The organism is Klebsiella michiganensis (genome assembly GCF_002925905.1).
Taxonomy (GTDB): Bacteria; Pseudomonadota; Gammaproteobacteria; order Enterobacterales; family Enterobacteriaceae; genus Klebsiella; species Klebsiella michiganensis.
In genome coordinates, this window is record NZ_PRDB01000004.1 from 101,168 (window position 1) to 120,490 (window position 19,323).

Sequence of the window (19,323 nt, forward strand, 5' to 3'; positions counted from 1 at the left end):
CGACGATCGCACTACAATGAGCGGATAACCGACCAGAGCAGGAAACCACCATGATTGACCCGAAAAAAATTGAACAAATCGCCCGTCAGGTTCATGAATCAATGCCGAAGGGGCTCCGCGATCTGGGGGAAGACGTGGAGAAAAAAATCCGTCAGGTGCTCCAGTCGCAGTTAACTCGCCTGGACCTGGTAAGCCGCGAAGAGTTCGACGTGCAGACGCAGGTGCTGTTGCGCACGCGTGAAAAGCTGGCGCTTCTGGAGCAGCGTCTTAACGATCTGGAAAACCGTTCGCCGAGCGCGCCGGCAGCGCCGGACGTCGAAGAGAAGCCGTAAAACAAGCAACGGGCCGTCAGGCCCGTTGTCGTATCTGTACTGCGGTAAGTAGATTAGTGCTCCAGCTCCGCTTCTGGCGTCATGGTTTTATTCGCCTGGCGGCAGTAAAGTTCATAGCGTTGACAAAACCATTCGCGATGCGCTTCATCCATATTACCAACAATGGCCTGAAGATCGACGGGCTGACCTTGTGCGTTCATTCTGGCGAAGCTCTGGGCCAGAAAATCAAAATTCTTCATTAAATACATATCGTTTTTCTTCATACGCATACTCCTTCAGCCGTTGGTGTTCTGATTGGTCATATGCTTTTTACTGACTTCAGTATTTATCCTTACCTTAGCTTTTTTTGTACGAAAAATGCGCCTCAAATGGCGATTTGTTGAGCCAAATCATTTATGCCGTCATTAAATAAAAAGAGGCCCGCGATTAGGCGATCGCGGGCCTCTTTTGTCCTGTTTTGCAGCGTTATCGCCGGTTACGCCTCGGTTAGCGCGGTAATTCCGGACATACCGCCGCTACGGTGCGAAGAGAAAACATTACTGTTTGTTATCTTTCTGGATCTTCTTGATGATGTTGGTCGTCGAGCAGCCATCTTCAAAGTTGAGCACCAGCACCTCGCCGCCGTTTGCCCAGACTTCTTCGCTACCGGCGATCTGTTCCGGCTTATAGTCGCCGCCTTTTACCAGCAGATCCGGCAGAATTCCGGCAATCAGCCGCTGCGGGGTATCCTCTTCAAAAGAGACCACCCAATCGACGGCTTCCAGCGCGCCCAGCACGATCATCCGCTGATCCAGCGGGTTGACCGGGCGAGAGTCGCCTTTCAGACGCCGGGTTGACGCGTCGCTGTTCACCGCAACGATCAGCCGATCGCCCAGCTTGCGCGCGTTAGCCAGGTAGGAAACATGGCCCGCGTGTAAAATGTCGAACACGCCGTTGGTCATCACCACTTTCTCGCCGCGCTTGCGCGCCGCGGCAACCGCCAGCTTCAGCTCTTCTTCGCTCATCACGCCAAAACCGGTCTCGGAGCGCCCGCGCACCGCGTTCTCCAGTTCGATAGGCGAAACGGTAGAGGTACCGAGTTTACCGACCACGACGCCCGCCGCCGCGTTGGCAAAGTAGCAGGCCTCTTCCAGAGTATTGCCGGAGGCCAGCGTCGCCGCCAGCACGCCGATGACCGTATCACCCGCACCGGTAACATCATAGACTTCCTGGGCCTGAGTGGGCATATGCAGCGGCGGTCGCCCCGGCTGCAGCAGCGTCATCCCCTGCTCGGAACGGGTCACCAGCAGCGCCGAGAGGTCAAAATCGGCGATGATTTTCATCCCACGCTCAACGATCTCTTCTTCATCCTTACATTTACCCGCGACCGCCTCAAACTCTGAGAGATTAGGCGTCAGCAGGGTGGCGCCGCGATAGCGTTCAAAATCCGTGCCCTTCGGGTCGATAAGCACCGGAACGCCCGCGTCGCGAGCCAGCTTAATCATGGTCTGGACGCTGGTCAGCGCGCCTTTGGCGTAATCAGACAGTACCAGCGCGCCAATGGAGCTCAGCGCCTGCTGAATACGCTCGTGCATCGGCTGCGGATCGACGCCGGAGAAACCCTCTTCAAAATCGAGACGAATCAGTTGCTGGTTGCGCGACAGCACGCGCAGTTTGGTAATCGTCGGATGGGTCGGGACGGACACAAAGTCGCACTTCACGTTGACGTCCACCAGCGCCTTGCTTAACGCGCGGGCGGCATCGTCAATCCCGGTCAGGCCAACCAGACGAGAGGTCGCGCCGAGCGACGCAATGTTCATCGCCACGTTTGCCGCGCCGCCAGGACGTTCTTCGATATTTTCCACCTTCACCACCGGCACCGGCGCTTCCGGCGAAATACGGCTGGTGGGACCATACCAGTAGCGGTCCAGCATCACATCGCCAACCACCAACACTCCTGCACGTTCAAACTCTGGCAGCGTTACTTTCATTCCTCTCTCCTGCGAGACGCAAACTTTGCGCGCGATAATAGCACACCCGGTTTTTTAGTTAAGCCATCAACCACTTCTGCCAGCTGGCGCTGACCTGTTCACGCTCCTGGCTAAACGCTTCTGGCGCCACGTTCCCCGGCTGCTCCTGCAGCGCCAGGTGATGGAGCGCATCGCGCAGCGTGGTGTAAGCGTGAGTTAACGCCCTCGCCTCTGCCTCGTCCATAATGTCGTTCTGCGCCAGCAGTTCCAGAATACGGACGTTATCGGACCAGCGCGTGAGCTTCGGTTTATCACTGGCATAGCGTAGGACCAGATACTGGGTAATAAATTCAATATCCGTGATACCCCCGGCATCGGCTTTAATATCAAAGCGATCGTGATGCTTATTCCCCAGGTGAGCGCGCATTTTTTCGCGCATTTCCCGCACTTCGGTCTGCAGTTTTTCGCCTTCTCGCGGGGTAGTAAGAATATCCCGACGAATGGCGTCAAAGCGCGCCTGTAGCTCAGGATCGCCATACACTACGCGGGCGCGAACCAGCGCCTGATGCTCCCAGGTCCATGCCTCATTTTGTTGATAATCAGCAAAGGCATCGGCGGTGGTCACCAGCATGCCCGCCGCACCAGAAGGACGTAAGCGAGCGTCCACTTCGTACAGAATGCCCGACGAGGTGCGAGTGCTGAAAAGATGCATGATGCGCTGCGCCAGCCGTAGATAAAACTGACGACCGTCGATTTCGCGCTCGCCGTCGGTCATCACCTCCATCGGACAATCGTGGAGGAACACCAGATCGAGATCGGAACTGTAGCCCAGCTCCCAGCCCCCCAGCTTACCGTAGCCAACCACCGCAAAACCGCGCCCCTGGCGATCGTGCAGGTGCGTCGGCTGCCCGTAGCGGGCCACCATCTGCAGCCAGGCCTGCTGGACCACCGCGTCAATCATCGCCTCCGCCAGCCAGGTTAAGTGATCGCTCACTTTCATCACCGGCAGGGTTCCGGCGATATCGGCCGCGGCGATATGCAGCAGTTGCGCCTGCTTAAACTGGCGCAGCGCCTCCAGCTGCTGCTCTTCATCATCTTCCGGTACGCGCAGCAGATACTGGCGCAGTTCATCGCGATAGGCATCGGTGGCCGTTGGCTGATAAAGCGTATTCGGGTCCAGCAGCTCGTCCAGCAGCAGCGGATGGCGAGCCAGCTGGCTGGCGACCATCGGCGATGCCGCGCACAGGCTAATCAGGTGCTTTAGCGCGCCGGGGAATTCGCTCAGCAGCTCCAGATAGGTTGTGCGGGTGACAATCCCGGTGAGCAGCGGCGTAATGCGCGCCAGCGGCACCGGGGCATCCGCGCGCGAGCAGATTTCGCTGAGCAGATGCGGCATGAGCTGGTCGAGTACCTGACGGCCGCGCGGGCCAATCGTGCGCCGGTCCAGCTCTTTACGAAAATCGGCGATCAGCGCCAGCACGCTGCGCCGATCGCTGTCGGCGAGATGCGCCAGCGCCGGGCTGGTATCATCCTCCTGCAGCGCGTCCTGCCACAGTTCGCGCCAGTACTCTTCAAGCTGTTCATCCGGCGACTGGGTTTCATCGTCGCCGATCAATTCATTAAACACGCGCCGCACGTTGGCCATCTGCTCCGCCAGCCGCGCGCTGAGCGTATCCCAGTCGGCAGCCCCCATCCCCCAGGCCAGCCGTGCGCGATTAAGTTCATCCTGCGGCAGGGTTTGCGTCTGCTCGTCGTTGATGCTTTGCAGCAGGTTTTCCAGGCGACGCAAAAACAGATAGGCTTCGCGCAGCCTCTGCGCATCCCCTTCCGGCAGCAGGTGCAGCTCTTCGATGGCGGCCAGCGTCGGCAGCAAAGCCCGCTGTTGCAGCATCGGTTCGCGTCCGCCGCGAATCAGCTGGAAGACCTGGACGATAAACTCCACTTCGCGGATGCCGCCCGCGCCGAGCTTGATATTGTCCTTCAGTCCCCGACGGCGCACCTCACGGGCGATCATTCCCTTCATGTTACGCAGAGACTGAATCACGCTGAAATCAATATAGCGGCGGAAGACAAACGGCCGCAGCATGGCGCGCAGCTCGCTGGCGTAAACGCCATCGTTATCGCCCATGATTCGCGCTTTCACCATCGCGTAGCGCTCCCAGTCGCGCCCCTGCTCCTGGTAATAATCCTCCAGCGCGGCAAAGCTCAGCACCAGCGGGCCGCTGTCGCCAAACGGGCGCAGGCGCATATCAACGCGGTAGACAAAGCCATCCTGGGTGGGCTGATCCAGCACCTTAATCAGGCGCTGCCCGAGGCGGGTAAAAAACTGGGCGTTGTCCAGCTCGCGACGGCCGCCGCGCGTGGCGCCATGCTCCGGCCAGGCGAAAATCAGATCGATGTCGGAGGAGAAATTCAGCTCGCCGCCGCCGAGCTTGCCCATCCCGAGGATCAGCAGCGGCTGCGGCGTACCTTCAGCATTACACGGAGTGCCCCATTCACGGCAGCAGGCGGCGTATAGCCAGTCGCGCGCGGCGACGATTAAGGTCTCCGCCAGCGCGCTTAGCTGCTGCAGGCTGCTCTCTTCGCTGACCAGCGATAGCGCCTGGGCCCAGGCGATACGCACCATGATCCGACGGCGAAACTGGCGCAGCTCGCGCATCAGCGCGGCTTCATCATTGACCTCGGCCAGGCGAACCTGCAGCCAGTCGGCATAGTGATGCCACTCCTGCGCCTCGGGGGGCGCACTTTCAAGCTCTGCCAGCCACTGCGGCTGCGCGATCAGACTCTGTTCGACGAAATCGCTAAAGGCCATGACCGATTGCGCCCGATCGCTCAACGTCGATACGGGAAAATCCGCTGGTAGCCGGTCTGCGACCGTCTGCCAGTGCTGCTGTAATTGCGAAGAAAGCGGCATCTTAGGGGCTCCCTGGCCTGAAAATTATCGTTTTCCACTATGCAGCCAGAACGGCTCCGCGGCCAGCGCCTGGCGACGAAAATATTCGATGACGCTGCTGTCGTTATGCGCAATCGCCCGGCGGGTTTCTTGCCAGTTTTCCAGCCACGGCGCGGCAGCGTCGATATAAGCTCCGGATAGCAGCTGAACGGTGTCAATTTCACGGGTCAGGCGCGGAAGCTGATCGACATAACCGTCAGCGGACGGCTGGCGGAAGGCGTTTTTCAGCTCCGCCGCCGCTCTGGAGAGCTGAATATCCGCGAAGCGTTTAAACGAACCGGCAATTTTCTGCTCTCCGGCTGCGTTCAGGAAGGGACGCCAGCCGCGGTTTATCAGCAGATCGGTGAGCGTCAGCTTGGCTCTGACGGTCGCCACGCTGAAAAGCGCCGCCTGGGCGGTTTCGGCCTCCGCCAGCGCCGCCTCAGCTTCGCTCAGACGCTCACGCAGCAGCGTGGTGGCCTTGCGCGGGACAATACCGCCAAACAGCACCAGCGCGTGCCGCACGCGGGCGATAGCGTGCAAAATCTCCGCTTTCGCTTTTGCATTGCCGCGATTGAGGAGTTCATCATGATACAGCCAGTGCGCCAGCGCGCTTTCCAGCGCCGCTTCCAGACCCTGCTCGACGCTGGCCTTCGGCGCGACGCGAAGGATCGTTAACGCGGTCAGCGGACGTTCTTCATTGCCCTGCGCCAGATGATAACCGCGCGCCGCCTTGCTCAGGCTGCCCTGACGCAGTACGCCGGTATCCAGCAGGCGACGGGCAAGGGTCAGAATGTCCTGCGTAGTACCGGACAGCAGTTCCAGCTCCAGTTCACAAATCGGTTCCTGATGCTCGCCGGCTTTAACTTCGCCGCGGTCAAGCGCGATTTCAATTTCGCTGTCGCCTTCTTTGACCACCCATCTTTCACGCTCAAAATCAGTGCTGAAAAGCGGCTGTACGTTCTGTGCGAGCGCCGCCGGCAGTTCCCCCTGCGGCCAGACCTCAGCCGGCAGTTTCTCCAGCGCCAGCTCCGGCGTGTCCAGCGGAATGTTGTATTCCGGACGCTGATGCAGGCCGCCGACGACGCGCCCGGCGATTTTCAGCGTCATTTCATAGCGCCCCTGGTCGCCGCGAATGCGCAGCCCCATGTCGTGGCGGCGCAGCCAGTTATCCGCCGTTTCATAGTAAATATTCAGCAATTGACCCGCTGGCGTATGCTTTGCCTCCAGCGCGTTGAGGTGCTGAAGCAGCGCGTCAACGCCATCCTGAGCGACGATAAACTTTAATTCGATTTCTTGAGCCATGACTGAATTCTTCCGCTTATATGCTGTGCCGGGAAATTGCGGCGAACTAACAACGATATTTCTTGTCAGTAAATAGTATTTTGCGGCGAATCGCCATGCAATGCGCATTTTGCCGGGCCACCTCCTGGATGATTCCGATTGTGGCGGAAAACTTTGCGTCGCTTCGGCGATGCCACTACTATCGTTCAACTTTTTATGACCAAACGATGACCTGATGCCAAAATTACGCCTTATTACATTGACTTTGCTGGCGCTGAGCGCCGCCACGGCGGTCCACGCGGAAGAAAAACGTTACGTTTCAGATGAACTGAATACCTGGGTGCGCAGCGGTCCGGGCGATAACTATCGTCTCGTGGGCACCATCAACGCCGGTGAAGAAGTCGCGGTGCTGCAAACCAACGACAGCACGAACTATGCTCAGGTACGCGACAACAGCGGCCGTACCGCCTGGATCCCCTTAAAAGAGCTGAGCAACGAGCCCAGCCTGCGCACCCGCGTGCCGGATCTGGAAAACCAGGTCAAAACCCTGACCGACAAACTCAACAACATCGACACCACCTGGAATCAGCGCACGGCGGACATGCAGAAGAAAGTCGCCGGTAGCGACGCCGTGATAAACGGTCTGAAAGAAGAGAACCAAAAGCTGAAAAATGAGCTGGTTGTCGCGCAGAAAAAGGTAAACGCCGCAAATCTGCAGCTTGATGACAAACAGCGCACCATTATCATGCAGTGGTTTATGTACGGCGGCGGCGTGCTGGGCGTCGGCCTGATCCTCGGACTGGTGTTGCCGCACCTGGTACCGAGCCGCAAACGCAAAGACCGCTGGATGAACTAATTCGTCTTCTCTGCCAGACTTACGTATCATCGTAAGAAAATAAAGACGGGAGAGTGAGGCGTGAAGGTTTATCTGGTCGGTGGTGCAGTACGAGATGCGTTATTAAGGCTACCGGTTAAAGACAAAGATTGGGTCGTGGTTGGCGCCACGCCTCAGCAACTTCTCGATGCGGGCTACCAGCAGGTAGGCCGTGATTTTCCCGTGTTCCTGCATCCGCAAAGCCGCGAAGAGTATGCGCTGGCGCGCACCGAGCGCAAGTCCGGCTCCGGCTACACCGGCTTTACCTGCTATGCCGCCGCTGACGTCACCCTTGAGCAAGACCTGCTGCGCCGCGATCTGACGATCAACGCGCTGGCCCAGGACGCCGACGGCCAGATTATCGATCCCTACGGCGGCCAGGCTGATTTACGCCAGCGCCTGCTGCGCCACGTCTCGCCCGCCTTTAGCGAGGACCCGCTACGCGTCCTGCGCGTGGCGCGTTTTGCCGCCCGCTACGCGCATCTGGGGTTCCGTATCGCCGATGAAACCATGGCGCTGATGCGGGCGATGGCCGATGCTGGCGAGCTGGCGCACCTCACGCCCGAGCGGGTGTGGAAAGAGACGGAAAGCGCCCTATCTACCCGCAATCCGCAGGTCTTCTTCCAGACATTACGCGACTGCCGCGCGCTCAAGGTGCTGTTCCCGGAAGTCGACGCTCTTTATGGCGTACCGGCCCCGGCTAAATGGCACCCGGAAATCGACACTGGCCTGCACACGCTGATGACCGTCACCATGGCGGCGATGCTCTCGCCCGAAGTGGATGTCCGTTTTGCCACCCTATGCCACGACCTCGGGAAAGGGCTGACGCCGAAAGCGCTCTGGCCGCGCCATCATGGTCACGGTCCGGCTGGCGTTAAGCTGGTCGAGCAGCTCTGCGCCCGTTTGCGGGTGCCAAACGAGCTGCGCGACCTGGCAAAACTGGTCGCCGAATTTCACGATCTGATTCATACCCTGCCCATCCTGCAGCCGAAAACGCTGGTCAAGCTGTTCGATAATATCGACGCCTGGCGCAAGCCGCATCGTGTCAGGCAAATCGCGTTAACCAGCGAGGCCGACGTGCGCGGGCGCACCGGCTTTGAAGCCTGCGATTATCCGCAGGGTCGCCTGCTGCTGGAAGCCTGGGACGTTGCCCGGTCGGTTTCAACTAAAGAGGTGGTGGCGGAAGGTTTTCAGGGCGTTGAAATTCGTGAAGAGCTGACGCGTCGGCGGATTCAGGCCGTCGCTCGCTGGAAAGAAAAGCGTTGCCCTCAGCCGCGGGACTGAGGGCGGGCGCTTAGAAGAAGACCACGTAGACCGCTGCCGCAACGATAAAACGGTAGATGGCGAACGGGATAAACGAAATACGTTTAATCAGCTGCAGGAAGGTTTTAATCGCAATCAGCGCGACGATAAATGCCGTGATAAAACCGACGGCAAACATCGGAATATCGCCGGCGTTCAGAAAGCCAATGCTCTTGTACATATCCAGTACGGTTGCGCCCATCATCATCGGCACCGCCAGCAGGAACGAGAACTCAGAGGCCGCATAGCGGCTGACGCCCATCAGCATCCCGCCGGAAATCGTCGCCCCGGAACGCGAGAAGCCCGGCCACAGCGCCAGACACTGGAAGCAGCCGATGACGAACGCCTGACGATAGGTCATATCATCAATGCCCACCGCGCGCGGCTGTTTCGGCTTCAGCACCTCCGCCGCGATCAGCAGCACGCCGCCCACAATCAGCGCATACATCACGTTTATCGGGTTAAACAGCGACTTGATGGTATCGTGGAAAATCAGCCCCAGCACCACCGCCGGGATCATCCCCAAAAGAATATGGATAAGCGACAGGCGACCGCTGCCCTGGCCTTCATGCTCGGGCTTTTTGCCAAAATGAATGCCGATAAGACCAAACAGGCGGCGCCAGAACATCACCACAACGGCCAGAATGGAACCAAGCTGAATGACGACTTCAAACGTATTCGCGGTATCGCCTTCAAAACCCAGCAGATGACCGACAATAATCATATGACCAGTACTGGAGACAGGTAAAAATTCTGTCAAACCCTCAACCACACCCAATATTGCCGCTATCAGCAGCGAGTGTATATCGCTCATCCAATTAAACCCTTTAAAAAGTAAAATGAAAAAAACCAGGAACGAAGAACCGAGCTATCAGGCGTGCTTATTTGGCCACAGACAGCGCGCAGAAAAGTGAGCGTACAGGTTGTACGCAAGGATTTCGAGCGCTGTCACAGGGCAAAACGGCAAAGAAAATAGCCTGATGGCCGGATTCTATGACCGGTATAAACGCAATTTGTTTAACGAGTATGACCTGAAAAGTTTTGTTTCAGATTAAGGCCACGTTCAATAATGACGCCGACGTTAGCCGCCCGGGCTACCGCCCCAGGTTTGCTGACTTTAATACGTACCCATGGAGATTGAAACTTTTCCAGCAGCAGGTCGGCAATTTCTTCCGCCACGCGTTCCACCAGCGCAAAACGCCCGCCTTCGACGTGGCTGATTACCAGCTCGCTGATATCAGCATAGCTGAGACAATCGCTGACATCATCGCTGGCCGCCGCTTTGCGGTTATCCCACGCCATTTCGATATCGAACACCAGCTTCTGTTCGATGGTCTGTTCCCAGTCGTAAACACCAATTGTGGTGATTACCGAAAGTTGCTCTATAAATACAATATCCATCACGACCTGCCTGCTTTTTGGCTAAACCGGATACCACTTCCGGCCAATTATGCGTATTATCCACAGATGCAAAGACATCCCCTAAATAATTTGCGTTGCAGGAAGACAGCGACGCGGCAAGGCTCCAGGAGCATAGCATCGCTATGGGTCCCGGAGAGCCCATGCGCGGACAACGCGCAGTGCGCAGGGGATAAAACGACACTTTCAAAATGGAACAGCTGATGAGTGCAATCGCGCCTGGACTGGTTATCCTCGCCTACCTCTGCGGCTCAATCTCCAGCGCCATTCTCGTTTGCCGCCTCGCTGGTCTTCCCGATCCTCGCGACAGCGGCTCCGGCAATCCAGGGGCGACGAACGTCCTGCGAATTGGCGGCAAGGGCGCAGCCGTAGCGGTGCTTATTTTTGACGTACTGAAAGGCATGCTGCCGGTCTGGGGCGCGTGGGCGTTAGGCCTGACGCCGTTCTGGCTCGGCCTGGTGGCGATCGCCGCCTGCGTGGGCCATATCTGGCCGGTATTTTTTAACTTTCGCGGCGGTAAAGGCGTGGCCACCGCTTTCGGCGCCATTGCTCCTATCGGCTGGGATCTCACCGGCGTGATGGCCGGAACCTGGCTGCTGACGATTCTGCTCAGCGGCTACTCCTCGCTGGGGGCTATCGTGAGCGCGCTGATTGCTCCGTTCTATGTCTGGTGGTTCAAACCGCAGTACACTTTCCCGGTTTCGATGCTGTCATGCCTGATTCTGCTGCGCCATCACGACAACATACAGCGTCTGTGGCGTCGTCAGGAAACCCGCATCTGGACCCGGCTCAAAAAGAAGAAAAAAACGCCGGAGCAGAAATAAACTTTGCTGCGCCGCAACTTCGCGGCAAGTAAGCCCCAGGTGATTAAAGTAAACCAACGCGGCTGCGGCTCGAAGCATGACAATTCTATGCCCTAAATAATTCGAGTTGCGGCAAGGCGGCAAGTGAGTGAGTCCCGATGAGCTTACTCCAGTAAGTGATTCGGGCGAACGACAAATCTGCCGGGAGCAGATTTGAACGTCGCTTGCGACGGTCCGCCAGGGCGAGGCCCATGGATGGGCCGAGTAGCCCGTAGCCAACGCGGCTGCGGCTCGAAGTATGACGGGCATAAGCTTTTCATATGACCGGGATGATTGGCCCCCGATCAATACTCTTCGCTGCTGTTTTATCTTGATTTTGCAGGGGCGCGACATTGCACGGCACCGTGTTACCACAGAATAAAAAAGGCTGGCAGGCCTCGCTGGACCTCCAGTTTCAATTTCTCGGCGGGAAAACCACGCTCGCCTCCCGTCGTCATGTCGGTCCCCTCACCGTTCAGCGCCCGTTTTATCCCGAAGAAGAGACCTGTCACCTCTATCTGCTTCATCCGCCCGGCGGTATCGTCGGCGGCGATGAGCTCACCATTAGCGCGACGATGGATCCCGGGTGCCACACGCTGATCACCATGCCCGGCGCCAGCAAGTTCTATCGCAGCAGCGGCGCGCAGGCGCGTCTTCAGCAAACCCTGACGCTGGCCGAAAACTCAACGCTCGAGTGGCTGCCGCAGGACGCGATCTTCTTTCCCGGCGCCAACGCCGCTTTGTCTACCGCCTTTCATCTCGCCGCGTCCAGCACGCTGCTGGCGTGGGACCTGCTGTGCCTTGGCCGGCCGGTCATCGGCGAAGCCTTTAGCCACGGCGCGCTCGCCAATCGCCTGGAGGTGTGGGTCGACGGCTCTCCGCTGCTGATTGAGCGCCTGAGCCTGGCCGATGGACAGCTGGCCTGCGTCGCGCAGCAGCCGTGGGTGGGAACGATGCTGTTCTACCCGGCGAACGAAACGCTGCTCGAAGGCGTACGCGAAAAACTTACGCCGCTGGCAAACTACGCCGGCGCGACGCTCACCGACGGCCTGCTGACGGTACGCTTTCTAAGTGACGATAATCTGCTTTGCCAGCGGGCGATGCGCGATATCTGGCAATTTATGCGCCCGCACCTGACCGGCAAATCTCCGGTACTCCCCCGAATCTGGCTGACTTAAGAGAACGCTATGGAACTGACACCCAGAGAAAAAGACAAGCTGTTGCTGTTTACCGCCGCGCTGGTGGCTGAGCGTCGCCTGGCCCGCGGTCTGAAGCTCAACTATCCCGAATCCGTGGCCCTGATTAGCGCCTTTATTATGGAGGGCGCGCGCGATGGCAGAAGCGTCGCGGCGCTGATGGAAGAAGGACGCCACGTCCTGAGCCGCGACCAGGTCATGGAAGGCGTGCCGGAAATGATCCCCGATATCCAGGTCGAAGCCACCTTCCCGGACGGCTCGAAGCTGGTTACCGTCCATAACCCGATAATCTGAGGTAGCGCGATGATCCCAGGAGAATATCAGGTAAAACCCGGCCAGATAGCGATTAACGTCGGCCGCGCCACCTGCTGCATTATCGTTGAAAATCACGGCGATCGGCCGATTCAGGTCGGCTCGCATTACCACTTCGCCGAGGTCAACCCGGCGCTGAAGTTCGATCGCCAGCAGGCGACCGGCTATCGCCTGAATATCGCCGCCGGCACCGCAGTGCGCTTCGAACCTGGCCAAAAGCGCGAGGTGGAGCTGGTGGCGCTGGCCGGAACCCGCGCGGTGTACGGTTTCCGCGGAGACGTTATGGGCGCGCTGGAGGCAAACGATGAGTGACATTTCACGTCAGGCCTATGCCGACATGTTCGGCCCCACCACCGGCGATAAAGTTCGCCTGGCGGACACCGAGCTGTGGATCGAGGTCGAAGATGATTTGACCACCTACGGCGAAGAGGTCAAATTCGGCGGTGGCAAAGTGATCCGCGACGGTATGGGCCAGGGACAGATGCTTTCCGCCGGGTGTGTGGATCTGGTGCTGACAAATGCCCTGATCGTCGATTACTGGGGGATCGTCAAAGCCGATATCGGCGTCAAAGACGGGCGGATCTTCGCGATCGGCAAAGCCGGCAACCCGGATATTCAGCCCAACGTCACGATCCCGATCGGCGCGGCCACGGAAATTATTGCGGCGGAAGGCAAGATCGTCACCGCCGGCGGCGTCGATACGCATATTCACTGGATCTGTCCGCAGCAGGCGGAAGAGGCGCTGGTCTCCGGCGTCACCACCATGATCGGCGGCGGGACCGGCCCGGCGGCGGGCACCAACGCCACGACCTGCACGCCCGGGCCGTGGTACATCTCGCGGATGCTGCAGGCCGCGGACAGCCTGCCGGTCAATATTGGCCTGCTGGGTAAAGGCAATGGTTCGAATCCGGATGCGCTGCGTGAGCAGGTCGCGGCCGGGGTTATCGGCCTGAAGATTCACGAAGACTGGGGCGCGACCCCGGCGGCAATCGACTGCGCGCTGACGGTGGCCGACGAAATGGACGTGCAGGTCGCGCTGCACAGCGACACCCTCAATGAGTCCGGATTCGTTGAGGATACCCTGGCGGCCATCGGCGGGCGCACTATCCATACTTTCCATACCGAAGGGGCGGGCGGCGGCCATGCGCCGGATATTATTACCGCCTGCGCGCACCCCAATATTCTGCCCTCGTCAACCAACCCGACGCTGCCCTATACCGTCAACACCATTGACGAACATCTGGATATGCTGATGGTTTGCCATCATCTCGACCCGGATATCGCCGAGGACGTGGCGTTTGCCGAATCGCGCATTCGGCGGGAAACCATTGCCGCGGAAGACGTCCTGCACGATCTGGGCGCCTTCTCCCTCACCTCGTCTGATTCACAGGCGATGGGCCGCGTCGGCGAAGTGGTGTTGCGCACCTGGCAGGTAGCGCACCGGATGAAGGTCCAGCGCGGCCCGCTGGCGGAAGAGAGCGGCGATAACGACAACTTCCGCGTGAAGCGCTATATCGCCAAGTACACCATTAATCCGGCGTTAACCCACGGTATCGCCCATGAAGTCGGTTCGATTGAAGTGGGTAAACTGGCGGATCTGGTGCTGTGGTCCCCGGCGTTCTTCGGCGTGAAGCCGGCGACGATCGTCAAAGGCGGCATGATCGCGATGGCGCCGATGGGCGACATCAACGCCTCTATCCCGACGCCGCAGCCGGTGCACTATCGCCCGATGTTCGGCGCGCTGGGCAGCGCTCGCCACCGCTGCCGTTTGACCTTTCTGTCGCAGGCGGCGGCGGAAAACGGCGTCGCTGAACGGCTGAACCTGCACAGCGCGACGGCGGTGGTTAAAGGCTGCCGCACGGTACAAAAAGGCGATATGCACCACAACGGCCTGCTGCCCACTATTACCGTGGATTCGCAAACCTACGAGGTGCGCATCGACGGCGAACTGATAACCAGCGAACCGGCGGACGTGTTACCGATGGCGCAACGTTATTTCCTGTTTTAAGGAGCGCAAATGCTTTATTTGACCCAACGGGTGGAGACCCCTGCGCAGGCCACGGCCAGCGTTACCCTGCCGATTGACGTGCGGGTAAAAAGCCGCATTAAAGTCACGCTTAACGATGGCCGTCAGGCGGGCCTGCTGCTGCCGCGCGGTCTGCTGCTGCGCGGCGGCGACATTCTCAGTAACGAAAACGGTAGGGAATTCATTGAAGTGATCGCCGCTGATGAAGCCGTTTCGGTCGTACGCTGCGATGACCCCTTTATGCTGGCGAAGGCCTGCTATCACCTTGGCAATCGCCACGTGCCGCTACAGATTATGCCCGGCGAGCTGCGCTATCATCACGATCACGTCCTGGACGATATGCTGCGCCAGTTTGGCCTGGCCGTGGATTTCGCGCATCTGCCGTTTGAACCGGAAGCCGGCGCCTACGCCAGCGAATCGCACGGCCATCACCACCACCATCACGATCGTGAGCACAGCCACTAAATGCCGACGCCGGAAAAACGTCTGCGCTTGATGCAGCTTGCCAGCAGCAGCCTCCCGGTTGGCGGCTACAGCTGGTCCCAGGGGCTGGAGTGGGCGGTGGAAGCGGGCTGGGTAGCGGATACCGCCGCCTTTGAGCGCTGGCAGCTGCGCCAAATGGAGCAGAGCTTTTTTACCGTCGACCTGCCGCTGTTTGCCCGCCTCTACCGGGCCTGCGAAGCGGGCGATCTGGCCTGCGCCCGGCGCTGGACCGCTTATCTGCTCGCCTGCCGGGAAACCCGCGAGCTGCGCGATGAAGAGCGCAACCGCGGCGCGGCCTTCACCCGGCTGCTGGCCGACTGGCAGCCGGACTGCCCGCCCGAGTGGCGCAAGCTGTGCCAGCAAAGTCAGCTAACCGGCATGGCGTGGCTCGGCGTACGCTGGCAAATCGCCATTCCTGACCTGGCCCTGAGCCTTGGCTATAGCTGGATTGAAAGCGCGGTGATGGCGGGCGTCAAGCTGGTGCCCTTTGGCCAGCAGGCGGCCCAGCAGTTGATTCTTCGCCTGTGCGACCGCTACGCGGCGGACATGGACAGCGCCCTGGCGACCCCGGACGACGCCATCGGTTCGGCGACGCCGCTTGCGGCTATCGCTTCCGCCCGGCACGAAACCCAGTATTCCCGATTATTCCGTTCTTAGGAGAAGGTATGAACATGATTAAGCAACCGCTGCGCGTCGGCGTCGGCGGCCCGGTCGGCTCCGGAAAAACCGCGCTGCTGGAAGCCCTCTGCAAAGCCATGCGCGACACCTGGCAGCTGGCGGTGGTGACCAACGATATCTACACCAAAGAAGATCAGCGCATTCTCACCGAGGCTGGCGCCCTGGAGCCTGAACGAATTGTCGGCGTCGAAACCGGCGGCTGCCCGCATACCGCTATTCGGGAAGATGCGTCGATGAACCTTGCCGCAGTGGAAGCGCTGAGCGAGAAATTCGGCAATCTCGATCTCATCTTTGTAGAAAGCGGCGGCGATAATCTGAGCGCCACCTTCAGCCCGGAGCTGGCGGATCTCACCATCTACGTCATCGACGTGGCGGAAGGGGAAAAAATCCCGCGCAAAGGCGGACCGGGGATCACCAAATCCGACTTCCTGGTGATCAACAAAACCGATCTTGCACCGTACGTGGGCGCGTCTCTGGAAGTGATGGAGCGCGATACCCTGCGCATGCGCGGCGAACGCCCGTGGAGCTTCACCAACCTGAAAAGCAGCGACGGCCTGCAAAATATCATCGCCTTTATCGAAGACAAAGGCATGCTCGGCAAGTAACCCCTGCACCATCCCGGCGCAGAGGTGTCGGGATGGTGCATACCCTGCCCTCTCTTTAACCATCCCCTTCATGAAGCCCTGATAGCGCCTGCCCTGCGATGTGGCATAAGGTTTGCTAATTCCAGTCATGCCTAACCATTAAGGAATGACTATGTCATCACTGGATATAAAAACTGATTTACCTGCGCAAACCAGTGCCTCCGGCTCCAAAGAAACGCTGGAAGATTATACCCTTCGCTATGCTCCGCTGAGCTTTCGCCGCTGGGGACCGGGGGTTGTCGCGGTGACCGCATTGGGCGGCATCGCCTATCTGGCTGACTTTTCTATCGGCGCCAGCATCGGCATGGCCTGGGGCACCACCAATGCGATTTACGCGATCCTGCTGGCGGCGCTGGTTATTTTTCTTACCGGTATTCCGCTGGCGATTACCGCCGCGCGCTATAACATCGACCTCGACCTGATCACCCGCAGCGCCGGTTTCGGCTACTTTGGTTCGGTGATCACCAGCATTATCTTCGCCGGATTTACCTTTATCTTCTTCGCGCTTGAAGGCTCGATCATGGCGCAGGGGCTGCTGGTGGGCCTGGGGATCCCGCTGTGGATGGGCTACCTCATCGCCACGCTGATGGTCTTGCCGCTGGTGGTCTACGGCATGAAGGCGCTGACTCGCCTTCAGGTCTGGACGACACCGCTGTGGCTGGTCCTGATGGTGGTTCCGGTGGCGTGGCTTATCGCCAAAGATCCGGATCTGGTGGACGGCTTTATGAACTTCGCCGGTAAAAACAACGCCTCAACGGTAGATTTAACCGCCATTATGCTCGGCGCGGGGGTCTGCCTGTCGCTGATCATGCAGATTGGCGAGCAGATCGACTATCTGCGCTTTATGCCGCCGAAGACCGCGGAAAACAGCAAAAGCTGGTGGCTGGCGGTGTTCTCCGCCGGCCCGGGCTGGGTCGTATTAGGCGCGATTAAACAGATTATCGGCGCTTTCCTCGGCTTCTATCTGCTGACCCGCTTCCCGGCGGTGCACAACACCGAACCGGTGCAACAGTTCGTCAGCGTCTTCGATAACCTGGTCCCCGGCTGGCTGGCGCTCACCCTCGCGGTGGTGCTGGTGGTTATCTCGCAGATTAAAATTAACGTCACCAACGCCTATTCCGGCTCTCTGGCGTGGACCAGCGCCTGGACGCGCACCACCAAACGTTATCCGGGGCGGATTATTTTCGTCATCGTCAACCTGACGATTGCCCTTGCCCTGATGGAAGGCGACATGTTTAGCGCTCTGGCGTGGATCCTCGGCTTCTATTCTAACTTTGCCATCGCCTGGGTGGTGGTGGTCGCCACCGACATCACCGTCAACAAAGGGGTGCTGAAGCTGGCGCCGGCGCAGCCGGAGTATCGCCGCGGGATGATCTACAACGTCAACCCGGTAGGCGTGGTCTCTTTTGCCCTCGCGGCAGGCCTTTCGATTAGCGCCTTCTTCGGCCTGCTGGGCGAAACGCTGGCGCCGTTCTCGCCGCTGATTGCGCTGGCGGTGGCTTTCGTGATGACGCCGGTCATGGGGATCGCCACCCGCGGGCGCTATTACATTAAACAGCACGATGATGGTATCGCCGAGCCGCGCTACGATGCGCAGGGTAACGCGTCGATCACCGTTTACCGCTGCCTGAGCTGCCGGGAAGAGTACGAACGTCCTGACGTGATGCATTCGCACAAGCACCAGGGGGCGATTTGCTCGCTGTGTAAGAGTATGGAATAAGTCGCGAAGGCAGGCCGACAGGACGTCGGCCAGTGAAATATCAGACGTTATGCCGCCGGAAGCTCGGCCAGCGGCCAGCGCGGACGAACGGTGACGCCGAGCTCCGCTTTAGCGCCGGAGCGCAGACGGACCATCCCCGCATAGGCAATCATCGCGCCGTTATCGGTACAGAATTCAGGACGAGCGTAGAAGACTTCACCACCGCGCTTTTTCATCATTTCCGCCAGCTTTGCGCGCAGCGTACGGTTCGCGCTGACGCCCCCCGCCATCACCAGCCGTTTAAAGCCGGTTTGATCCAGCGCGCGGCGGCACTTAATCATCAGCGTATCCACGACCGCATCTTCGAAAGCGCGGGCGATATCGGCGCGGGTTTGATCGTCATCGCCGTTGCTGCGAATGGTGTTCGCGGCAAAGGTCTTGAGGCCAGAAAAGCTGAAATCCAGCCCGGGGCGGTCGGTCATCGGGCGCGGGAAGACAAAGCGCCCTTCGGTGCCCTGGGAGGCCATCTTCGACAGCATCGGGCCGCCGGGATAATCCAGCCTCAGCAGTTTCGCTGTCTTATCGAAGGCTTCGCCCGCCGCGTCGTCAATCGATTCGCCCAGCAGTTCATACTGGCCAATGCCGGTGACGCTGATCAGCTGGGTATGGCCGCCGGAAACCAGCAGGGCGACAAAAGGATACTGCGGCGGATTATCTTCCAGCATCGGCGCCAGCAGATGCCCTTCCATATGGTGTACCGGGATCGCCGGCACGTTCCAGGCGAACGCCAGCGAACGGCCAACCGTTGCGCCGACCAGCAGCGCGCCCACCAGGCCGGGGCCCGCCGTATACGCAACGGCATCGATATCCTTTGCCGTCAGCCCGGCTTCCTTGAGCGCCGCCTGAATCAGGGGGACGGTTTTACGTACGTGGTCGCGCGAGGCCAGCTCGGGCACCACGCCGCCGTAGTCAGCGTGTAATTTCACCTGACTATACAGCTGGTTGGCTAACAGACCTTTTTCGTCGTCATAAATGGCGATGCCGGTTTCATCGCAGGATGTTTCAATTCCCAGTACACGCATGGCTAGTTTTACCTCGTTTCAATACCGCGCAGTGTAGGACCAATGCGGGTTGATGTATACCCTAAGAATTTCAGGTCGCGGGAAGGCGGCGACGCAGCGCATCCCCCGAGCGTACGGAAAGTACGTGACTGGGGTAAGCGAGAAAAGCCAACGCTCCTGCGGGCTGAAAGACGACGGGTATAAAACTTTCCTCACCCCTGGCGTTCACTTCGTGTATACTCCCTGTCCTTATAAAAGTCCCTTTCAAAAATCGCGTCGGTGCTTTACAA

19 protein-coding genes and 1 pseudogene are annotated in these 19,323 nt (G+C 59.2%); 12 read left to right on the forward strand and 8 right to left on the reverse strand.

Annotation, left to right across the window (positions count from 1 at the left end; translation table 11 throughout):
• Nucleotides 1-50: 50 nt before the first annotated feature.
• Nucleotides 51-332 (forward strand): ubiquinone biosynthesis accessory factor UbiK, encoded by a 282-nt coding sequence (gene ubiK, locus CDA56_RS11330; RefSeq protein WP_004854265.1) that lies wholly within the window; start codon nt 51-53, stop codon nt 330-332.
• A gap of 53 nt (nt 333-385) precedes the next feature.
• Here the strand turns inward: ubiK and glgS are convergent, their stop codons facing one another.
• The 4 genes from glgS to CDA56_RS11350 form a co-directional block, all read right to left on the reverse strand.
• Nucleotides 386-595, reverse strand: coding sequence for a cell surface composition regulator GlgS (glgS, locus tag CDA56_RS11335; protein ID WP_004854266.1), 210 nt, complete (start codon nt 593-595; stop codon nt 386-388).
• 273 nt (nt 596-868) lie between these two features.
• Nucleotides 869-2,302 (reverse strand): bifunctional D-glycero-beta-D-manno-heptose-7-phosphate kinase/D-glycero-beta-D-manno-heptose 1-phosphate adenylyltransferase HldE, encoded by a 1,434-nt coding sequence (gene hldE, locus CDA56_RS11340; protein WP_102803254.1) that lies wholly within the window; start codon nt 2,300-2,302, stop codon nt 869-871.
• A 58-nt stretch (nt 2,303-2,360) separates the two neighbouring features.
• Complete coding sequence (glnE, locus tag CDA56_RS11345; protein WP_102803255.1) at nt 2,361-5,195, reverse strand: bifunctional [glutamate--ammonia ligase]-adenylyl-L-tyrosine phosphorylase/[glutamate--ammonia-ligase] adenylyltransferase; 2,835 nt, start codon at nt 5,193-5,195, stop codon at nt 2,361-2,363.
• Nucleotides 5,196-5,219: 24 nt separating this feature from the next.
• Complete coding sequence (locus CDA56_RS11350; protein WP_102803256.1) at nt 5,220-6,518, reverse strand: CYTH domain-containing protein; 1,299 nt, start codon at nt 6,516-6,518, stop codon at nt 5,220-5,222.
• Between the two features lie 214 nt (nt 6,519-6,732).
• Here CDA56_RS11350 and CDA56_RS11355 point away from each other — a divergent pair, with 214 nt between their 5' ends.
• Both CDA56_RS11355 and CDA56_RS11360 read left to right on the forward strand, forming a co-directional pair.
• A complete protein-coding gene (locus tag CDA56_RS11355; RefSeq protein ID WP_014226886.1) occupies nt 6,733-7,353 on the forward strand; it encodes a TIGR04211 family SH3 domain-containing protein in 621 nt (206 codons plus the stop codon).
• A 60-nt stretch (nt 7,354-7,413) separates the two neighbouring features.
• Nucleotides 7,414-8,655, forward strand: coding sequence for a multifunctional CCA addition/repair protein (locus tag CDA56_RS11360; protein ID WP_014226887.1), 1,242 nt, complete (start codon nt 7,414-7,416; stop codon nt 8,653-8,655).
• Nucleotides 8,656-8,665: 10 nt separating this feature from the next.
• On the opposite strand, the gene bacA is transcribed toward CDA56_RS11360, so the two are convergent.
• Together bacA and folB are read right to left on the reverse strand one after the other, a co-directional pair.
• Entirely contained in the window at nt 8,666-9,487 is an 822-nt protein-coding gene (gene bacA / locus CDA56_RS11365) for an undecaprenyl-diphosphate phosphatase (RefSeq protein WP_004854277.1), read from the reverse strand.
• 203 nt (nt 9,488-9,690) lie between these two features.
• Nucleotides 9,691-10,074, reverse strand: coding sequence for a bifunctional dihydroneopterin aldolase/7,8-dihydroneopterin epimerase (folB, locus tag CDA56_RS11370; protein ID WP_014226889.1), 384 nt, complete (start codon nt 10,072-10,074; stop codon nt 9,691-9,693).
• A 221-nt stretch (nt 10,075-10,295) separates the two neighbouring features.
• Here folB and plsY point away from each other — a divergent pair, with 221 nt between their 5' ends.
• Nucleotides 10,296-10,916 carry a glycerol-3-phosphate 1-O-acyltransferase PlsY gene (gene plsY, locus CDA56_RS11375; protein ID WP_004854283.1) on the forward strand — a complete coding sequence of 207 codons (621 nt, stop codon included), beginning with the start codon at nt 10,296-10,298 and terminating at the stop codon, nt 10,914-10,916.
• A gap of 298 nt (nt 10,917-11,214) precedes the next feature.
• On the opposite strand, the pseudogene CDA56_RS31245 reads toward plsY, so the two are convergent.
• Nucleotides 11,215-11,298, reverse strand: a pseudogene (locus CDA56_RS31245) (short-chain dehydrogenase); the annotation flags it as partial.
• Here CDA56_RS31245 and CDA56_RS11385 point away from each other — a divergent pair.
• The 8 genes from CDA56_RS11385 to CDA56_RS11420 all read left to right on the forward strand — a co-directional run bounded on the left by CDA56_RS11385 (nt 11,288) and on the right by CDA56_RS11420 (nt 17,993).
• Nucleotides 11,288-12,112, forward strand: a complete 825-nt coding sequence (locus CDA56_RS11385; RefSeq protein WP_032692884.1) for an urease accessory protein UreD — start codon at nt 11,288-11,290, stop codon at nt 12,110-12,112. The pseudogene CDA56_RS31245 and the gene CDA56_RS11385 sit on opposite strands and share 11 nt — an antisense overlap.
• 9 nt (nt 12,113-12,121) lie before the next feature.
• A complete protein-coding gene (locus CDA56_RS11390) occupies nt 12,122-12,424 on the forward strand; it encodes an urease subunit gamma (protein ID WP_025105909.1) in 303 nt (100 codons plus the stop codon).
• A 9-nt stretch (nt 12,425-12,433) separates the two neighbouring features.
• The gene (locus tag CDA56_RS11395; protein ID WP_014226892.1) at nt 12,434-12,754 is read left to right on the forward strand and encodes an urease subunit beta; all 321 of its coding nucleotides are present in this window, start codon (nt 12,434-12,436) and stop codon (nt 12,752-12,754) included.
• Entirely contained in the window at nt 12,747-14,450 is a 1,704-nt protein-coding gene (gene ureC / locus CDA56_RS11400) for an urease subunit alpha (RefSeq protein WP_014839580.1), read from the forward strand. The genes CDA56_RS11395 and ureC overlap by 8 nt, the downstream gene beginning before the upstream one ends.
• 9 nt (nt 14,451-14,459) lie before the next feature.
• Nucleotides 14,460-14,933, forward strand: a complete 474-nt coding sequence (gene ureE / locus CDA56_RS11405) for an urease accessory protein UreE (protein WP_102803257.1) — start codon at nt 14,460-14,462, stop codon at nt 14,931-14,933.
• Complete coding sequence (locus CDA56_RS11410) at nt 14,934-15,608, forward strand: urease accessory protein UreF (RefSeq protein WP_014226895.1); 675 nt, start codon at nt 14,934-14,936, stop codon at nt 15,606-15,608.
• An 8-nt stretch (nt 15,609-15,616) separates the two neighbouring features.
• Nucleotides 15,617-16,234, forward strand: a complete 618-nt coding sequence (gene ureG, locus CDA56_RS11415; protein WP_102803258.1) for an urease accessory protein UreG — start codon at nt 15,617-15,619, stop codon at nt 16,232-16,234.
• 151 nt (nt 16,235-16,385) lie between these two features.
• Nucleotides 16,386-17,993 carry a purine-cytosine permease family protein gene (locus CDA56_RS11420; protein ID WP_025105908.1) on the forward strand — a complete coding sequence of 536 codons (1,608 nt, stop codon included), beginning with the start codon at nt 16,386-16,388 and terminating at the stop codon, nt 17,991-17,993.
• 47 nt (nt 17,994-18,040) lie between these two features.
• Here the strand turns inward: CDA56_RS11420 and tsaD are convergent, their stop codons facing one another.
• A complete protein-coding gene (gene tsaD, locus CDA56_RS11425) occupies nt 18,041-19,054 on the reverse strand; it encodes a tRNA (adenosine(37)-N6)-threonylcarbamoyltransferase complex transferase subunit TsaD (protein ID WP_102803259.1) in 1,014 nt (337 codons plus the stop codon).
• Nucleotides 19,055-19,323 lie beyond the last annotated feature (269 nt).